This is a genomic window from Kitasatospora sp. NPDC058406, assembly GCF_042722765.1.
Taxonomy (GTDB): Bacteria; Actinomycetota; Actinomycetes; order Streptomycetales; family Streptomycetaceae; genus Kitasatospora.
Map to the genome: position 1 here is coordinate 1 of NZ_JBHXKE010000058.1, position 17,332 is coordinate 17,332.

The 17,332-nt window shown below is 74.8% G+C and carries 14 protein-coding genes; 10 read left to right on the top strand and 4 right to left on the bottom strand.

Going from position 1 to position 17,332, the window contains the following annotated elements:
* Positions 1-112 precede the first annotated feature (112 nt).
* Entirely contained in the window at positions 113-1,483 is a 1,371-nt protein-coding gene (locus ACFWOG_RS13960) for a DUF1015 domain-containing protein (protein WP_329874442.1), read from the bottom strand.
* A 93-nt stretch (positions 1,484-1,576) separates the two neighbouring features.
* Here ACFWOG_RS13960 and ACFWOG_RS13965 point away from each other — a divergent pair, with 93 nt between their 5' ends.
* A complete protein-coding gene (locus ACFWOG_RS13965) occupies positions 1,577-2,197 on the top strand; it encodes a tetratricopeptide repeat protein (protein ID WP_329948054.1) in 621 nt (206 codons plus the stop codon).
* Between the two features lie 61 nt (positions 2,198-2,258).
* Positions 2,259-3,302, top strand: coding sequence for an HAD-IIA family hydrolase (locus tag ACFWOG_RS13970; protein WP_329948053.1), 1,044 nt, complete (start codon positions 2,259-2,261; stop codon positions 3,300-3,302).
* Positions 3,303-3,358: 56 nt separating this feature from the next.
* On the opposite strand, the gene ACFWOG_RS13975 is transcribed toward ACFWOG_RS13970, so the two are convergent.
* Positions 3,359-3,706: an alkyl sulfatase C-terminal domain-containing protein gene (locus ACFWOG_RS13975; protein WP_329874435.1), complete on the bottom strand. Its 348-nt coding sequence runs from the start codon at positions 3,704-3,706 to the stop codon at positions 3,359-3,361.
* A gap of 165 nt (positions 3,707-3,871) precedes the next feature.
* Between ACFWOG_RS13975 and ACFWOG_RS13980 the strand changes: the two genes are divergently transcribed.
* The 4 genes from ACFWOG_RS13980 (at position 3,872) to ACFWOG_RS13995 (ending at position 6,918) form a co-directional block, all read left to right on the top strand.
* Positions 3,872-4,837 carry a hypothetical protein gene (locus ACFWOG_RS13980; RefSeq protein ID WP_380358095.1) on the top strand — a complete coding sequence of 322 codons (966 nt, stop codon included), beginning with the start codon at positions 3,872-3,874 and terminating at the stop codon, positions 4,835-4,837.
* Positions 4,830-5,075, top strand: coding sequence for a hypothetical protein (locus ACFWOG_RS13985; protein ID WP_380358097.1), 246 nt, complete (start codon positions 4,830-4,832; stop codon positions 5,073-5,075). The genes ACFWOG_RS13980 and ACFWOG_RS13985 overlap by 8 nt, the downstream gene beginning before the upstream one ends.
* Positions 5,076-5,117: 42 nt before the next feature.
* Positions 5,118-5,924: a TlyA family RNA methyltransferase gene (locus ACFWOG_RS13990; protein WP_329874448.1), complete on the top strand. Its 807-nt coding sequence runs from the start codon at positions 5,118-5,120 to the stop codon at positions 5,922-5,924.
* Between the two features lie 91 nt (positions 5,925-6,015).
* Positions 6,016-6,918 (top strand): NAD kinase, encoded by a 903-nt coding sequence (locus ACFWOG_RS13995; RefSeq protein WP_329874428.1) that lies wholly within the window; start codon positions 6,016-6,018, stop codon positions 6,916-6,918.
* 24 nt (positions 6,919-6,942) lie between these two features.
* Here the strand turns inward: ACFWOG_RS13995 and ACFWOG_RS14000 are convergent, their stop codons facing one another.
* Positions 6,943-8,526 (bottom strand): PLP-dependent aminotransferase family protein, encoded by a 1,584-nt coding sequence (locus tag ACFWOG_RS14000; protein WP_380358101.1) that lies wholly within the window; start codon positions 8,524-8,526, stop codon positions 6,943-6,945.
* Between the two features lie 136 nt (positions 8,527-8,662).
* Here ACFWOG_RS14000 and ACFWOG_RS14005 point away from each other — a divergent pair, with 136 nt between their 5' ends.
* From ACFWOG_RS14005 to ACFWOG_RS14015, 3 genes are all read left to right on the top strand, one after another.
* Positions 8,663-9,424, top strand: coding sequence for a YitT family protein (locus ACFWOG_RS14005; RefSeq protein ID WP_380358104.1), 762 nt, complete (start codon positions 8,663-8,665; stop codon positions 9,422-9,424).
* A gap of 106 nt (positions 9,425-9,530) precedes the next feature.
* Entirely contained in the window at positions 9,531-11,264 is a 1,734-nt protein-coding gene (recN, locus tag ACFWOG_RS14010) for a DNA repair protein RecN (protein ID WP_329874444.1), read from the top strand.
* Positions 11,265-11,533: 269 nt separating this feature from the next.
* Entirely contained in the window at positions 11,534-12,715 is a 1,182-nt protein-coding gene (locus tag ACFWOG_RS14015; protein ID WP_355407003.1) for a glycosyltransferase family 4 protein, read from the top strand.
* A 101-nt stretch (positions 12,716-12,816) separates the two neighbouring features.
* On the opposite strand, the gene ACFWOG_RS14020 is transcribed toward ACFWOG_RS14015, so the two are convergent.
* Entirely contained in the window at positions 12,817-14,820 is a 2,004-nt protein-coding gene (locus ACFWOG_RS14020) for a glycoside hydrolase family 15 protein (RefSeq protein WP_329948049.1), read from the bottom strand.
* A gap of 772 nt (positions 14,821-15,592) precedes the next feature.
* Here ACFWOG_RS14020 and ACFWOG_RS14025 point away from each other — a divergent pair.
* Positions 15,593-17,233, top strand: coding sequence for a CTP synthase (locus tag ACFWOG_RS14025; protein ID WP_380358108.1), 1,641 nt, complete (start codon positions 15,593-15,595; stop codon positions 17,231-17,233).
* Positions 17,234-17,332: the final 99 nt, after the last annotated feature.

Sequence of the window (17,332 nt, forward strand, 5' to 3'; positions counted from 1 at the left end):
CCTAGTAGTCGGAAGCGGAGGCGGTAGGCCCGCGTGGGGCCCTGCCGCCCCCGGGGATTTCCCGGGGTGCGGCAGGGCCTCACTGCTTTCCGGTGACTTCCGCTCCCGGGGCTCAGCCCAGTTCGAGGTTGCGCAGGACCAGCCCGGTGGCCGGTTTCGGGCCGAAGGACGTGGACTTGCGGGGCATGGTGACGCCCTGCTCGGCGAGCCGGCGGACCACGCTCTCGCGCACCGGATGCAGCAGCACGGCGGTCCCGCCGCTGCGGGCGGCCTCGCGTTCGGCGGCGGTGGCGGTGTGCAGGTAGCCGATGTCGTCCGGCCCGTCGGGGACCCGCCAGGTGTGGTCGAGCAGGGTGGCGTGCAGGACGGTCGCGTCCAGGTGGCGCCACTCCTCGGGCTTGTCCTGCGGCACGGTGGCGTCGAGCAGGGCCTCGTCGGGCTCGCCGACCAGCCAGTAGACGCCGTCCCCGCCGGTGAGCACGAAGCCGCTGCCGCCGTGTTGCTTCTGCTCGGCCAGGGCCTGCAGCGCGGTGTCGAGCGGGCCGGGGATCTCCTTGACCTGCCACTGGTCGCCGAGCTTCTCCAGGGCCTCGGCCACCGGAAGGCGGTACAGCACCCGGTGGATCGCCCGGACCCGCAGGGGGTAGCGGGCGGTGTCGACCAGCAGGACCAGGCCGCGGTCCCAGGGGCTGCGCGGGAGGTGGCGGTGCTCGCGCTGGAGCCGCAGGTACATCTCCCAGCGGTGGTGGCCGTCGGCGATCAGCGCCCGGCAGGTGGCCAGGTCGCGGGTGATCTCGGCGATCTCGGCGGGGTCGGTGACGGCCCAGAGCCGGTGGTGGGTGCCGTCGGAGGTGGTCGTGGTGAGCACCGGGCCGCCCAGGACGGCCCGTTCGACCACTCCGGCCGCCCGGCCGTCGCCGCGGTAGGTGAGCAGCAGCGGTTCGAGGTTGGCCCGGGTGGTGCGCATCAGCCCGACGCGGTCGGCGACCGGGCGGGGCATCACGTCCTCGTGCGGGAGGACCACGCCGGCCTCGCTGCCGCTCACCGCGAGGGCGCCGATCAGGCCGCGCTGCAGCAGCTCGGGGGTGTCGTCGCCGGCGGGTACCCGCTGCTCGTAGACGTAGAGCGCCGGCTCGGGGTCGGCGGCCAGGACGCCCTCGCGTTGCCACTCGCGCAGCAGCCGGGCGGCGTGCCGGTAGCGGGTGTCGCGGTCGGGGCGGTCCCCGGTGTCGTCGGGCTCGGGTCTCGGCAGGATCAGCCGGACCACGTTGTGCGGGTCGGCGGTCTCCAGGTCGAGCCGGCGGCCGGGGTCGACGACGTCGTACGGCGGTGAGGTCACGGCGGCCAGTGCGCCGACCCGGTCGGGGTCGTACCTCAGGCCGCGGAAGGGGGACAGGGACAGACCGGCGGTGGCGACGTGTCCGGGATTGCCGGGGCCGCCCTGCGGAGACTCCGCTCCGCTTTCTGCACTGGGTGAGCTCATTCTGGGCATCGTAATCGGGTACGCGTTGTTCAGAGATCGGAACACCCGTGCCGGTCCGGTGGGCGGGTGTCGTGACCGAGGGCGAGGTTCGGTGTGAACGATCGCAACGAGCGGATCGACGGGGCCGCCGGAGGCGGGGGCCTGCCGGAGCAGCAGGGGCGGCCGGGGGAGCCGGCCGGGGACGTCTACGAGTGGTTCCGCCGGGGCGGGAAGCTCCTCGCACAGGGCAACCCGGCGGCGGCCGAGCAGTTGCTGACCCGGGCGGCCGCCGCGGAGCCGGGCTCGCGCAGCATCCGGGAGATGCTGGCCCGGGCGCAGTTCGACGCCGGGTCGTACGCGGCGGCGCTGGAGAACTTCCGGGCCGTGGCCCTGGCCGATCCCTCGGACGACTACGCTCAGTTCGGCTGGGGGGTGGCGGCGGCGAGGCTCGGGGACTTCGAGACCTCCGCCGAGCACCTCTCGCTGGCCGTGGCGATGCGGCCGGACACCGACCACTACCGGGCCGCACTGCGGCAGACCCGGGCGACCCTGGCCGCCCGGGCCGGGGCGTTCGGCCCGCTGGTGCCGGGGGCGCCGGGCTATCTGGAGCCGCCGCGCGGCTCCGACGGCCCGTCGGAGCCCGCGGAGGCGGCCGGTAACCGGGCGTCCGCGCAGGAGCCGGGAACCAGGGAGAGCCGGGAACCGACCGATGAGCGGGACCGGCGTGCCGAGTGAGTCCGGTGTGACGCGCCCGACCGACGAGTACGACCGACGCGATGAGTGAGGTAGAGCAGGCATGACCGAGACGGCCACCACCGTACGACGGAGCGCCCCGGGCGGCAGCGAGCTGCCCTTGACCGAGGCGTACGACACGGCACTGCTGGACCTCGACGGTGTGGTGTACGCCGGACCGAACGCGATCGACCACGCCGTGGACTCGCTGGCGGTCGCCCGGGAGACGGGGATGCGGTTGGCGTACGTGACCAACAACGCGTCCCGTCCGCCCCGGGTGGTGGCGGCGCACCTGACCGAGCTGGGGGTGCCGGCCGAACCGGAGGACGTGATCAACTCCGCCCAGGCCGCGGCCCGGGTGCTCGCGGAGAAGCTGCCGGCCGGGGCGAAGGTCCTGCTGGTGGGCGGTCTGGGGCTGGAGGAGGCGTTGGCCGAGCGCGGCCTGCTGGCCGTCCGGACGCTGGCCGAGGAGCCGCAGGCGGTCGTCCAGGGCTTCGACGCCTCGGTGGGCTGGACGCACCTGGCGGAGGCCTCGTACGCGGTGCAGTCCGGGCTGCCGTGGGTGGCGTCCAACACGGACGTCACGGTGCCGACCGCGCGCGGGATCGCGCCGGGCAACGGGATGCTGGTCGCGGCGGTGCGTGCGGCGACCGGTGTGGAGCCGGAGGTGGCGGGCAAGCCGCTGCCGCCGATGCACCGGGAGACGGTGCTGCGGACGGGCGCGAAGCGGCCGTTGGTGGTCGGGGACCGGCTGGACACCGACATCGAGGGCGCCTTCAACGGCGGGGTGGACAGCCTGCTGGTGTTCACGGGGGTGACCACGGCCGGGCAGCTGCTGGCGGCGCCGGTCGAGCACCGGCCGACCTACCTGGCGGAGGACCTGCGCGGGCTGCTGACCGCGCATGCGCCGGTGGACGCGGTGGCCGGCGGCGGTTTCGGCTGCGGCGGCTGGGTCGCGGTGGCCGAGGACGGCGTGCTGCGTCTGGAAGGCGACGGGGCGGACCGCTGGGACGGGCTGCGGGCGCTCTGCGCGGCGGCGTGGACGGCGCTGGACGCGGCCGGCGAGCCGGTGGACGGGCGGAAGGCGCTGGCCGAGCTGGGGTTCTGAGCCGGTGCCCGCCGGGTCCGGACCGCAGCGTCGGTCCGGACCCGGTCCGGCCGGGGTCAGAGCAGGGTGCGCAGCCGCAGGAGGTCGCGGAAGCCGGCCTCCAGCTTGATCCGGCCGCCCGCCCAGGCGGAGGCGAAACCGAGGCGTCCGCCGACCACCGCGACCAGGTCGTCGCTCGACATGGTGAGTCGTATGTCGGCTTTTTCGGTGGGGGCTCCGGGCGCGTGCCCGAGGTCCTGGATGCTGCCGTCGCGCAGCCGGCCGGTGAAGGTCAGGTCGAGGTCGGTGATCCGGCAGCTCAGCGAGCGGTCCAGTTCGGCGGCCTTGCGGACGTCGCCGTTGGACTTGGCGATGTTCCGGCTGAGCTGTTCGAGCGCCTCGCGGCACTCCTCGGCGTTGGCCATGGCGGCGGGTCCACTCCCCTGTACGGGCCGTGCTCGGCGGCGGGTGACTGGCGGCCACGGTACCGCAGGAGGGTTTTGGCGGTAGCGTCGTCGGTGGGATGCCCGGATTCGCCCGGGCACCGACGGCGTCGACGCGATGCGTGCAGGCGAATGGGAGGCACCCGGATGCTGCCGAAGACGGTGCGAGAAGCGGTGGAGGCCGCCGCCGTACTGGTGGAGGAGGTCGGCAAGCGGGTCCTCGGGACGGCGGCCGGTCTGCTGGAGAAGGGCGGGATCGACGTCACCGACGTGGAGCGCCGGCTGAACGAGCAGTTCCCGCCGTCGGCGCGGTCCCTGCAGACGCTGGTGGGCGAGGCGGTGACCGCCGGGCGGGCCGGGGTGGACCTGGCGGTCGGCGTGGCGCGCGGCGAGGTGGAGAAGGTCTTCGAGAGGGTCGGCGACCAGGTGACCAAGGTCGGTGTCGTGCTGGCCTACCTGGAGAGCAAGCTGCGCGAGGTCGAGGAGGACGGCGGGCCCCGGCCGGCCGAGCCCGGACCGGCGCCAGCGCCCCGGGCCGGCGGGCTGTTCGAGAACGGTTGGGAGGAGGAGCCTCCGGGCGCGGGTGTCGCGGCTGCGGCGGACGGGTCGGCGACGTCCGAGCGGATAGAGGTCGACGAGCCGGTGGAGGTCGACCCGCCGGTGCCGCCGAACGGGACGGCCGTTGCGGGGCCGTCGGCCGGGGGCGCGGCGGAGAAGCCGGCTCAGGGTGCGGCGGGGAAGACCGCGGCCGGAGCGTCCGCGGCCGACCGGAGCACGGTGGAGAAGCCCGCCGTGACGAGGGCGACCGCCAAGAAGGCCGCCGGCAAGAAGGCGGCGGTGAAGAAGACGGCGGCCGGGCCGGTCACGGCGGCCGGTGCCGGTGCCGGTGCTGGTGCCGGTAACGGGGACGCGGACGGGAAGCCTGCTGCGAAGAAGGCCGCCGCCAAGAAGACCCCGGTGAAGAAGACGGCGGTCAAGAAGACCGCGACCGCGAGGAAGGCGCCGCCACGGGAGGCGAAGCAGCCCACCGGGCAGGAGCCGCCCGTCAAGCGGACCGCGACGAGGAAGACCACCGTCCGCCGGACCACCACCACGAAGAAGCCCGATGCCTGAGCCCCGCCCCGACCCCGTCCACGGCTCGGTGCCCGCGTCCGGGCCCTCCCCTGCGCTGCTCGCGGAGGAGCCGCTGCCGCTCGGCGTCGAGCTGACCCCCACCGGCCATCCGGCGGTGGACGCCGGCACGGCCCGGCTGGAGGCGTTGGACGGGGTGCCGACCGACGGGCACGTCCCGGTGTACGAAGATGTTCACCAGCGGCTCGCCGACACGCTGGCCGCCCTCGACCGGGACTGACCGGGCAACGAACCACCTGTAGGAGCTGAAACACCAGTGGCAGTGGCACGACGCCGACTCGACGCGGAGCTGGTCCGCCGCAAGCTGGCCCGGTCGCGGGAGCACGCCTCCGAGCTGATCGCGGCCGGCCGGGTGACCATCGGCGGCAGCACCGCGACCAAGCCGGCCACGCAGGTGGAGACCTCGGCGGCGGTCGTGGTGGCCGAGGACGAGAACGATCCCGACTACGTCTCGCGCGGCGGCCACAAGCTCGCCGGGGCGTTCGCGGCGTTCGTGCCGCAGGGCCTGGTCGTCGAGGGCCGGCGCGCGCTGGACGCGGGCGCGTCCACCGGCGGCTTCACCGACGTGCTGCTGCGGGCCGGGGCCGCCCACGTGCTGGCGGTGGACGTCGGCTACGGACAGCTGGCCTGGTCGCTGCAGAGCGACGAGCGGGTCACCGTGATGGACCGCACCAACGTGCGCGAGCTGACCCCGGAGCTGATCGGCGGCACCCCGGTCGACCTGGTGGTCGGCGACCTCTCCTTCATCTCGCTGGGCCTGGTGCTGCCGGCCCTGGCGGGCTGCGCCGCCGCGGACGCGGACCTGGTGCTGATGGTCAAGCCGCAGTTCGAGATCGGCAAGGAGCGCCTCGGCAGCGGCGGGGTGGTGCGCAGCCCGCAGCTGCGCGCCGAGATGGTGCGCCAGGTCGCCGGGCAGGCGTGGGCCCAGGGGCTGGGCGTGCGGGCGGTCACCGCGAGTCCGCTGCCCGGCCCGTCCGGAAATGTCGAGTACTTCCTCTGGCTGCGCCGGGACGCGCCGCAGCTGGACCCGGCGGAGGCGGACCGGGCCGTCGCCGAAGGCCCCCGATAGGCTGCTCTGCGGACGTCCGGTCCGTCATGCTGGGTGGCGCGGCCGTACCGGGCCGAGGGCGGCCCGGCGGCGTAGGGAGAGGGCAGCGGGCATGAGTGACGAACGTACGGTGTTCTTGATCGCGCACACCGGCCGCGAGACGGCGTTGCGCAGTGTCGAGGGCCTGGTGCACGGCCTGCTGAAGGCGGGGATCCGGATCAGGCTGCTGGCCGCCGAGGCGGTCGACCTGGACCTTCCGGACGGCGTGGAGCGGGTGGCGGGGGGGCCCGGCGCGGCGGACGGCTGCGAGCTGATCCTGGTCGCGGGCGGGGACGGCACGCTGCTGCGCGGCGCGGAGCTGGCGCGCGAGCACGGGTTGCCGATGCTCGGCATCAACCTGGGCCGGGTGGGCTTCCTCGCGGAGGCGGAGCGGGACGACCTGGCGGTGGTGGTCGAGCGGGTGGTGGACGCCGACTACGAGGTCGAGGAGCGGATGACGCTCGACGTGATCGTCCGGACCAACGGCGATGTGGTGCACCACGACTGGGCGTTGAACGAGGCGTCGATCGAGAAGGCGGCCCGGGAGCGGATGCTGGAGGTGGTGACCGAGGTGGACGGCCGCCCGGTCTCCAACTTCGGTTGCGACGGGGTGGTCTGCGCGACCCCGACCGGTTCGACCGCGTACGCGTTCTCCGGTGGCGGGCCGGTGGTCTGGCCGGAGGTGGAGGCGCTGCTGATGGTGCCGATCAGTGCGCACGCGCTGTTCGCCCGTCCGCTGGTGACCTCGCCGGACTCGGTGCTGGCGGTGGAGGTGCAGCCCAAGACGCCGCACGGGGTGCTCTGGTGCGACGGCCGGCGTTCCGTGGAACTGCCGGCCGGCGCCCGGGTGGAGGTCCGTCGCGGGCAGACGCCGGTGCGGCTGGCCAGGCTGCACCGGGCGCCGTTCACCGATCGGCTGGTGGCCAAGTTCGCCCTCCCGGTGACGGGTTGGCGCGGCCGGGCCGACACCGGCTGACGGACCGGCGGGTCCGAGGAGGCGTCAGACCGCCAGGGGGTGGCTCTCGTCGGCGCCGTGCCAGCGACCGCCGTCGGCGGCCCGGGCGGCGACGGCGGCGAGCCGTCGTACGGCGTCGGGCACGGCGGCGGCCGGCACGGTGAGCGGGATCCGGATGTGGTGCTCGAAGGCCCCGTCGGAGCCGAACCGGTTGCCGGCCGCGATCCGGACGCCGCCGTGCTCGCCGGCCCGGGCCAGGGCCGCGCCGGAGAGCGTGCCGGTGGAGACCCAGAACGCCAGGCCGCCGGGCGGGACGGCGAACCGCCACTGCGGCAGGTGCTCGCCCAGCGCGGTGGTGAGTGCCTCGGCGGTGTCCCGCAGCCGGGTCAGCTGGTGGGCGCGGACGGCCGGCAGCTGCTGCTCGCCGAGCAGTTCGGCGGCGATCAGCTGCTCCAGCACGGGGGCGCCGACGTCGCTGTAGACGCGCTCGGTGGCCAGCCGGCGGATCATCGCGGGCGCGGCCCGCACCCAGCCGATCCGCAGGCCGCCCCAGAGCAGCTTGCCGGCCGAGCCGACCGTGACCACCTGGGCGGAGCGGTCCAGTGCGGCGGTCGGGCGGGGCACCCCGGTTCCCTCGGGGACGCCCCAGCCGAGTTCGGCGGTGGTCTCGTCGACCAGGACCACCGTGCCGGCGGTCCTGGCGGCGGCCAGCAGTGCGCGCCGCTGCTCCTCGCCGACCAGGGCGCCGGTCGGGTTGTGGAAGTCCGGGATCACGTACGCGACCCGGGGCGCGGCGCCGCTCAGCACCCGGCGCCACTCGGCGAGGTCCCACTCCGGCCGTGGTGACCCGCCCGGTCGGCCCCGGAGGATCCCGCCCGGCGCGGCCCGGTCCGGTGTCCGCGAGGCTCCGCGGCGGGGTGCGCCCGACCAGGCGTAGGGCACGGGGACCAGGCGGGCCTCGTTGATCCGCAGCGCCTGGAGGGTGTGCGCGTAGCTGGGCGCCTCCACGGCGACCCGGTCGCCGCGGCCGATCAGCACCCGCTGCACCAGGTGCAGGGCGCCCATCGCGCCGATGGTGATCAGGATCTGGTCGGGGGTGGTCGGCAGTCCGCGCTCGGTGTAGCGGCGGGCCACCGCCTCGCGCAGGACCGGGACGCCGGTGGGGTAGTGGCCGTGCCCGGCGGCGTACGCGGGCAGCTGCTCGACGGCCCGCGCGGCGGCCTCGGAGAGGAAGGGCTGCGGGGCGGGCAGGGCGGCCACCCCGAGGTCCAGGGTGCGGCCCTGCTCGTCCGGCGGCACCGGGTGCAGGGCGTCGCTGGGCGGTGCCGCGCCTTCGGGCAGGGTGGTCCAGCTGCCGGAGCCGCGCCGGCTGTGCAGGTAGCCCTCGGACCGCAGGGCCTCGTACGCGGTGGCGACGGTGGTGCGGCTGAGCTGCAGGGCGAGGGCCAGCTCGCGCTCGGCCGGCAGCCGGGCGCCGACCGGGAGGCGGCCCTCGGAGACCAGGAGCCGGACCTGGCCGGCGAGCGTCCGGTACGCGGGCCGGCGGGCGCCGGCCGGTTCGGGCAGCCGGGCGGTGGCCAGCAGCCGGGCGAGTGCCGGGGGAGTGACGGTGGTCTGCCAGTCGGCCATGGCTCATCAGTCCACTTGCTCGTGATTGGCCCTGGAGCGGGCGCTATTGGCCTGGCCATCATGACAGGGCGGCCATCGGGTCCGCCACCGCCGGGGCGGCACCCCCGGACGTGCAGCACCACCCGCCGGAGATTCCATGGCCACCACGACCACGCCCCCGACCACCACGTCGCCGACCACCACGCCCCCGACCACGATGCCTCCGACCGCGACGGCTGCCCCGGAACGGCCCGGGCTCGCCGTCCGGGTGCTCGGCGACACCCACGCGCTCGGCCGGCGCCTCCCACAGCTCCTCGTCGGCCTGGTGCTCTACGGCGCCAGCATGGGCCTGATGCTCCGCTCCGGGCTCGGCCTCGACCCCTGGGACGTCTTCCACCAGGGCCTGCAACGCACCGTCGGCCTCTCCGTCGGCGCCTGGGTCACCATCTGCGGCGCGCTGGTGCTGCTGCTCTGGATCCCGCTGCGCCAGCTCCCCGGCGTCGGCACGGTCGCCAACGTGCTGGTCATCGGCGCCGCCATGGACCTCACCCTGCGCGTCGCCGGCAGCCCCGGCCCGCTCGCGGCCCGGATCGCACTGATGGTCGGCGCGATCGTCCTCAACGGCCTCGCCACCGGCCTCTACATCGGTGCCCGGCTCGGCCCGGGCCCGCGCGACGGTCTGATGACCGGCCTGCACCGGCGTACCGGCCGCTCGCTGCGGCTGCTCCGCACCGGGATCGAACTGACCGTGCTGGCCGCAGGACTCCTGCTGGGCGGCACCGCCGGCGTCGGCACCGTCGCGTACGCGCTGGCCATCGGCCCACTCGCGCAGTTCTTCCTGCCCTGGTGCACCGTGCCGACCGCCGCCGGGTCCGCCGCGCGTGTCGCGCCGGGAAACGCCACCCAAACCCCCACGTAAACGCCCTGGAACGGATGAACTTCCGGGCATCGAGTTGCCGCGCGTCGTTGTCGCTCGTCGCGCACCGGGTGCGGAACCTCGTAAGGTCGTCTCCGTGTTGGACGAGATGCGGATACGGGATCTTGGGGTCATCGACGACGCGGTGGTCGAACTCGCCCCCGGCTTCACCGCCGTGACCGGCGAGACCGGCGCCGGAAAGACCATGGTGGTGACCAGCCTCGGCCTGCTGCTCGGCGGTCGCGCCGACCCGGGCCTGGTGCGCAACGGCGCCGGGCGCGCGGTCGTCGAGGGCCGCCTCGAACTGCCCGAGGGCTCCCCGGCGGCGGCCCGGGCCCTGGAGGCCGGCGCGGAACTCGACGACGGCGCGCTGCTGATCAGCCGGACCGTCTCCGCCGAGGGCCGCTCCCGCGCCTTCGTCGGGGGCCGGGCCGTCCCGGTCGGCCTGCTCGCCGAGATCGGCGAGGACCTGATCGCGGTGCACGGCCAGACCGACCAGCAGCGGCTGCTCCGCCCGGCCCGCCAGCGCGGCGCCCTGGACCGGTACGCCGGCGGGACCGTCGCCGAGCCGCTGGCCCGCTACCGCGAGGTCTACCGGCGGCTGCGCGAGGTCTCCGCGACCCTGGAGGAGCTGACCACCCGGGCCCGCGAGCGCGCCCAGGAGGCCGATCTGCTCCGCTTCGGGCTGGACGAGGTCGCTGCCGCCGAACCGGTCGCCGGGGAGGACGCGGAGCTGTCCGCCGAGGCCGAGCGGCTCGGCCACGCCGATGCGCTCTCCTCCGCCGCCACCCTCGCGCACGCCTCGCTGGCCGGCGACCCGGCCGACCCGGAGGCGCTGGACGCCGGCACGCTGGTCGCCCAGGCCCGCCGCGCCCTGGACGCCGTCCGCCACCACGACGAGCGGCTCGCCGCCCTCGCCGACCGGCTCGACGAGGTCGGCTACCTGCTCGCCGACGTGGCCGGCGACCTGGCCGGCTACGCCGACGACCTGGACGCCGACCCCGTCCGGTTGGCGGGTGTCGAGGACCGCCGGGCCGTCCTGGCCCAGCTGCTGCGCAAGTACGGCGGCCCGGAGAACTCCCTGGCCGAGGTACTCGTCTGGGCCGAGGCCGGCGCCGGCCGGCTCGCCGAGCTCGACGGCGACGACGACCGCATCGACGAGCTCGGCGCCCAGGAGACCGCGCTGCGCGCCGAGCTCGCCGACCTCGCGACCGAGGTCTCGGCCGCCCGCCAGGCCGCCGCCGGCCGCTTCGCCGGGGCCGTCTCCGCGGAACTCGCCGAACTCGCCATGCCGCACGCCCGGGTGACCTTCGCGATCAGCCAGGTCGACGACCTGTCCGGGATCGAGGTCGAGGGCCGGACGGTCGCCTACGGCCCGCACGGCGTGGACGAGGTCGAGGTGCTGCTGGCCCCGCACCCGGGCGCCCAGGCGCGTCCGATCGCCAAGGGCGCCTCCGGCGGTGAGCTCTCCCGGGTGATGCTCGCCGTCGAGGTGGTCTTCGCCGGGGCCGACCCCGTCCCCACCTACCTCTTCGACGAGGTGGACGCGGGCGTCGGCGGCAAGGCGGCGGTCGAGATCGGCCGCCGGCTCGCCAAGCTGGCCGAGAGCGCGCAGGTCGTCGTGGTCACCCACCTGCCGCAGGTGGCGGCCTTCGCCGATCGCCACCTGGTGGTCGAGAAGACCAACGACGGCACGGTGACCCGCAGCGGCGTCAAGGTGCTGAGCGACGAGGAACGGGTGCGCGAGCTCTCCCGGATGCTGGCCGGCCTGGAGGACTCCGAGCTCGGCCGGGCGCACGCCGAGGAACTGCTGGCCGCCGCCCGGGCTCCCCGCCCCCGCTAGACCGACCCGCCGGACGGCCCCCGCCGCCCCGCCGTTCCCGTGCCCCGCCACCCCCGGGAGACGGTCCGGCGGGGCGGCGGGGCTCCCCGGACGGGCCGGTCCGACGGCGGGCCCGCGCGGGCCCGCCACGACGCGCCCCACCGGGGGCGCCGACTGTCCAAGAGGGCCGCCGACCTGGCATGGTGGCGGCTGGACACTGGCCTTCCAGTCCCGAGCGCCGCAGGCGGGAAACCCTCGCCGCAGGCGCCCGTACCTGATCGAGTAGTCGGATGCGAGACGACGTGGACCATTCCGCCGCCCGGGCCACCGCGGCCAGCCCCGAACGGGGGCAGCTGCAGGTGGTGCTCGTCCTGGCCGCCAGTACCGGCGGCATCGGTGCGCACGTGCGCTCCCTGGCACAGGGCCTGGTCGCGCACGGAGTGACCGTCACGGTGTGCGCCCCCGCCGGCACGGACGCGCTGTTCGGCTTCTCCCGAACCGGCGCCAGGTTCCACCTGGTCGACATCACCCCCACCGCGGGCGCCCGCAGCGACGCCAACGCGATCGGCGAACTGCGCCGTGCCTTCACCGGCGCCGACGTGGTGCACGCCCACGGCCTGCGGGCCGCGCTCCTCTCCGACCTCGCGCTGCGCACCGCCGGCCGCTTCCCGGGCCTGCGCCCGGAGACGCCGCTGGTGGTCACCTCGCACCACGCGCTGCTGGCCACCGGCATGGAGCGGCGGCTCCAGCGGCTGATGGAACGCCGGGTGGCGCGCGCCGCCGACCTCGTCCTCGGCGCCTCCTCCGACCTGGTGGCCCGGGCCCGCGAGCTGGGCGCCACCGACGCCCGGCTCGGCCCGGTCGCCGCCCCGCCGGCCCCCGACGTCCGGCTGGAGAGGGCCGCCGTCCGGACGGAGCTGCTCGGCGGCGGTCCGGACCGTCCGCTGGTCCTCGCGGTCGGCCGGCTCGCCCCGCAGAAGGCCTTCGGGCTGCTGCTGGACGCCACCCGCGAGTTCGCCGCGCTGGACCCCGAGCCGCTGGTCCTGCTCGCCGGTGACGGCCCGGAGGCGGCCGGGCTGCGGGAGCGGACGGCCGCCGAGAAGCTGCCGGTCCGCCTGCTCGGACACCGCACCGACGTCCCCGACCTGCTGGCCGCCGCCGACGCGCTGGTGGTCTCCAGCCGCTGGGAGGCCCGCTCGCTGGTGGTGCAGGAGGCGATGCGGGCCGGTGTGCCGGTGGTCGCCACCGCCGTCGGCGGCATCCCCGAGCTGGTCGGCGACGCCGCGGTGCTGGTCCCGCCCGGCGATCCGGTCGCGCTCGGCCGGGCCGTGCGCGAGCTACTGGCCGACCCGGCGCGCCGCGCGCGGCTGGCGGCGGCCGGCCGGCAGCAGGCGGAGACCTGGCCGGACGAGGCCGCCACCGTGGCGCAGGTCCTCAGCACCTACGACGAACTGGTCCAGGGCCACCACTGAGCCCTGCCGGGCACCACCGGGCTGCCGGGCGCCACCGGGCGCCACCGCGCACCGGTGCCGCCCGCCCGGGGGACGGCCCGCGGCCCCCCGGGCACGCCGGCTCAGACGGTGGCCTGCTCGGCCGCCCGGTCGGCGGCGGAGCCGTCCGGCTGGGCGGAGAGGTAGGCGCCGCCGCAGGCGGTCAGCCGTAGTGCGGTGTCGATCAGCGGGACGTGGCTGAACGCCTGCGGGAAGTTGCCGACCTGGCGCTTGAGCCGCGGGTCCCACTCCTCGGCGAGCAGCCCGAGGTCGTTGCGCAGCGAGAGCAGCTTGTCGAACAGCTCGCGGGCCTCCTGCACCCGGCCGATCATCGCCAGGTCGTCGGCCAGCCAGAACGAGCAGGCCAGGAAGGCGCCCTCGTGCCCGGAGAGGCCGTCGACGTTGTTGCCGCTCTCGTCGTGGGTCGGGTAGCGCAGGACGAAGCCGTCCTCGGTGGACAGTTCGCGCTGGATCGCCTCGATCGTCCCGATCACCCGCTTGTCGTCCGGCGGCAGGAACCCGACCTGCGGGATCAGCAGCAGCGAGGCGTCCAGCTCCTTGCCGCCGTAGTACTGGGTGAAGGTGTTGCGGCCCGGGTCGTAGCCCCTGTCGCAGACGTCCCGGTGGATGGTGTCGCGCAGCTCCCGCCAGCGCTCCAGGTGGCCGTCGGCGGGCGCGTCCTCGGGGTTCTGCTCCAGCAGCTTGATGGTGCGGTCCACCGCCACCCAGGCCATCACCTTGGAGTGGACGAAGTGCCGGCGCGGGCCGCGGACCTCCCAGATGCCCTCGTCGGGCTCGGTCCAGTGGTCCTCCAGGTACTCGATCAGGCGCAGCTGGAGGTGGTGGGCGTGGTCGTTGCGGACCAGTCCGGTCATGTGGGCCAGGTGCAGCGCCTCGACGACCTCGCCGTAGACGTCCAGCTGGAGCTGACCGGCCGCGCCGTTGCCGACCCGGACCGGCTGGGACCCCTCGTAGCCGGGCAGCCAGTCGAGGGAGGACTCGGTGAGCTCGCGCTCGCCGGCGATGCCGTACATGATCTGCAGGTTCTCCGGGTCCCCGGCGACCGCGCGCAGCAGCCACTCGCGCCAGGCCTTCGCCTCGTCCCGGTAGCCGGTGCGCAGCAGGGAGGAGAGGGTGATCGCGGCGTCCCGCAGCCAGGTGTAGCGGTAGTCCCAGTTCCGCTCGCCGCCGATGTCCTCGGGCAGTGAGGTGGTGGGGGCCGCGACGATGCCGCCGGTCGGGGCGTAGGTGAGGCCCTTGAGGGTGATCAGCGAGCGGACCACGGCCTCCCGGTAGGGGCCCTGGTAGGTGCACTGGCCGGCCCAGTCGTGCCAGAAGTCGGCGGTCGCGTCGAGCAGCTCCTCGGCGGCGGGCGCGGTCGGGGGCTCCAGGTGGGAGGCCTGCCAGGTGAGGGCGAAGGCGATCCGCTCGCCGGCCGAGACGGTGAAGTCGGCGTAGGTGGTGAGGTTGCGGCCGTAGGTGTCGGCCGCGCCGTCCAGCCAGACCGAGTCGGGGCCGGCCACGGCGACCGTGCGGTGGTTGCCGTCGGGCTGCTCGACCCGGTGCACCCAGGGGACGACCCGGCCGTAGCTGAACCGCATCCGGACCGCCGAGCGCATCCGGACGGTGCCGGTCACGCCCTCGACGATCCGGATCACCTGGGGGACGGCGTCCTTGCCGGCCAGCGGGCGCGGGGGCATGAAGTCGATCACCCGGACGGTGCCGCCCTGGGAGTCCCACTCCTGTTCCAGGATCAGCGAGTCGCCCCGGTAGCGGCGGCGGTCGGCGGGCACCGCCGGGGCGGCGGCGGTCGGCGGCGGCACGCGCAGGTCACTGGTGTCGGTGAGCTTGAGTCGTGCGGCGGCGGCCGGGGCCGGATCGGCGGCCGGGGAGGGCAGCCCGGTGGCCACCGCCTCCGCGGGGCCGATTCGCCAGAAGCCGTGTTCGTCGGTGCCGAGCAGGCCGGCGAAGACCGCCGGCGAGTCGAACCGGGGGAGGCAGAGCCAGTCCACCGCTCCGTCCCTGCTGACCAGGGCGGCGGTCTGCATGTCCCCGATGAGTGCGTAGTCCTCGATACGGCCGGCCACGTGGATCTCCAGTTCGCAATGTGGTCACGACGCATCGGCGATCCGAGGGGGAGCCAGCGGTTCTGCGGGGCCGGAGGCCACCCCGGGACGTCCGGCCCTCCGTGGGGTGGTGGGGGGCCTTGCTGGAGTGTCCGCGAAGACTCGGTCGAGCCTCTGGGTGGGTGGGAGCAGAATACGGGGAGGTCCGGTCGCGCATCGGGGACCGAGAGGCGTCCTGACCCTCCCACGCCCTCCGCGTGCTCGTGTTGTCGGCGATGCGTCCGAGCAGCTTACGACGGACGAAAGGGGCGAAGCACGCGGGCGCCGCCCGGTGTGGCGCCGCAATTCGGCGGAAATACCGCGCATCGTGGGTGCGCCCGCCAGGATGGCCCGGAAGGATCAGCTCCGGATGGTTCGAACAGGGGGCCGCCGATGGCCTGGCCGAGCGGTCCCGAGTGACCCGCCCGGGCCGGTGGTGCGACGGGTGTGACGGCTGCGCCGGGTGGTGCGCCGGTGGTGCGCCAGGCGTGCGCCCCCGGAGCGCCGTGGGGGCACCTCCGGCGGGCCGGAAAGCACTCGGCCCGGGTCACTGTTACCCTGGTATCCCGTGGACCGGTGGGATCAAACGCCCCGGACCAGCCGAACCGACGACCCCCCGGGCGCCGTGCACCGCACCGCCCTCGTCGTCGCCAGGCGACCCGCGAGCCTCCCACCACGTCACGTCCGACTCGCGACCCACGGGAGCCCCCTCTTGGCACAGCCCCATTCCGGCAAGGCATCGAACAGCCGCGCCGTGACGACCAAGCACCTCTTCGTCACCGGGGGTGTCGCCTCGTCACTCGGCAAGGGCCTCACCGCCTCCAGCCTCGGTGCCCTGCTCAAGGCCCGTGGCCTGCGTGTCACGATGCAGAAGCTCGACCCGTACCTCAACGTGGACCCGGGCACCATGAACCCGTTCCAGCACGGTGAGGTCTTCGTCACCGACGACGGCGCCGAGACCGACCTCGACATCGGCCACTACGAGCGGTTCCTCGACACGAACCTGCACGGCTCGGCCAACGTCACCACCGGCCAGGTCTACTCCACGGTCATCGCCAAGGAGCGCCGCGGCGAGTACCTGGGCGACACCGTCCAGGTGATCCCGCACATCACCAACGAGATCAAGTCCCGGATCCGCCGCATGGCGACCGAGGACGTCGACGTGGTGATCACCGAGGTCGGCGGCACCGTCGGCGACATCGAGTCGCTGCCGTTCCTGGAGGCCGTCCGCCAGGTCCGCCACGAGGTCGGCCGGGACAACGTCTTCTTCGTCCACGTCTCCCTGCTCCCCTACATCGGCCCCTCGGGCGAGCTGAAGACCAAGCCGACCCAGCACTCGGTCGCGGCCCTGCGCAACATCGGCATCCAGCCGGACGCCATCGTGCTCCGGGCCGACCGCGAGGTCCCGCAGGCGATCAAGCGCAAGATCTCGCTGATGTGCGACGTCGACGAGGAGGCCGTGGTCGCCGCGATCGACGCCAAGTCGATCTACGACATCCCCAAGGTCCTGCACGGCGAGGGCCTGGACGCGTACGTGGTGCGCCGCCTCGACCTGGCGTTCCGCGACGTGGACTGGACCACCTGGGACGACCTGCTGCGCCGCGTCCACGAGCCGCAGCACATCGTCAGGGTCGCCCTGGTCGGCAAGTACATCGACCTGCCGGACGCCTACCTGTCGGTGACCGAGGCGCTGCGCGCCGGCGGCTTCGCCAACAACGCCCGCGTCGAGATCAAGTGGGTCACCTCCGACGACTGCACCTCGCCGGAGGGCGCCCAGGAGCAGCTCGGCGACGTGGACGCGATCTGCATCCCCGGTGGCTTCGGCGACCGCGGGGTGGACGGCAAGGTCGCCGCGATCACCTACGCCCGCGAGAACCGGATCCCGCTGCTCGGCCTCTGCCTGGGCCTGCAGTGCGTGGTCATCGAGGCCGCCCGCAACCTGGCCGGCCTGCCCGACGCCAACTCCACCGAGTTCGACTCCGCCGCCAAGTACCCGGTCGTCTCCACCATGGCCGAGCAGCTGGCCATCGTCGACGGCAAGGGCGACCTGGGCGGCACCATGCGCCTGGGCCTCTACCCGGCCAAGCTCGCCGAGGGCTCCATCGTCCGTGAGGTCTACGGCGGCGAGCAGTACGTCGAGGAGCGCCACCGCCACCGCTACGAGGTCAACAACGCCTACCGGGCGGACCTGGAGAAGACCGGCCTGCAGTTCTCCGGCCTCTCCCCGAAGGGCGACCTGGTCGAGTACGTCGAGTACCCGCGCGAGGTGCACCCCTACCTGGTGGCCACCCAGGCCCACCCGGAGCTCAAGTCCCGCCCGACCCGCCCGCACCCGCTCTTCGCGGGTCTGGTGAAGGCCGCGATCGAGATCAAGACGGCCCCCGCCGCCGAGTAGCCACTCGGACGGCAGGCACGCGCCAGCCCGGCATTCGACTGCTCACCGGACGGCGGCCCCCCCTTCCCCCGGGGCCGCCGTCCGGCGGTAGTTTGTGTC

Excerpts from the sequence above, each read along its gene's own strand:
- ACFWOG_RS13960 (WP_329874442.1), bottom strand. The coding sequence starts at position 1,483 with ATGAGCTCACCCAGTGCAGAAAGCGGAGCGGAGTCTCCGCAGGGCGGC.
- ACFWOG_RS13970 (WP_329948053.1), top strand. The coding sequence starts at position 2,259 with ATGACCGAGACGGCCACCACCGTACGACGGAGCGCCCCGGGCGGCAGC.
- ACFWOG_RS13975 (WP_329874435.1), bottom strand. The coding sequence starts at position 3,706 with ATGGCCAACGCCGAGGAGTGCCGCGAGGCGCTCGAACAGCTCAGCCGG.
- ACFWOG_RS13980 (WP_380358095.1), top strand. The coding sequence starts at position 3,872 with ATGCTGCCGAAGACGGTGCGAGAAGCGGTGGAGGCCGCCGCCGTACTG.
- ACFWOG_RS13985 (WP_380358097.1), top strand. The coding sequence starts at position 4,830 with ATGCCTGAGCCCCGCCCCGACCCCGTCCACGGCTCGGTGCCCGCGTCC.
- ACFWOG_RS13995 (WP_329874428.1), top strand. The coding sequence starts at position 6,016 with ATGAGTGACGAACGTACGGTGTTCTTGATCGCGCACACCGGCCGCGAG.
- ACFWOG_RS14000 (WP_380358101.1), bottom strand. The coding sequence starts at position 8,526 with ATGGCCGACTGGCAGACCACCGTCACTCCCCCGGCACTCGCCCGGCTG.
- ACFWOG_RS14005 (WP_380358104.1), top strand. The coding sequence starts at position 8,663 with ATGGCCACCACGACCACGCCCCCGACCACCACGTCGCCGACCACCACG.
- recN (WP_329874444.1), top strand. The coding sequence starts at position 9,531 with ATGCGGATACGGGATCTTGGGGTCATCGACGACGCGGTGGTCGAACTC.
- ACFWOG_RS14015 (WP_355407003.1), top strand. The coding sequence starts at position 11,534 with ATGCGAGACGACGTGGACCATTCCGCCGCCCGGGCCACCGCGGCCAGC.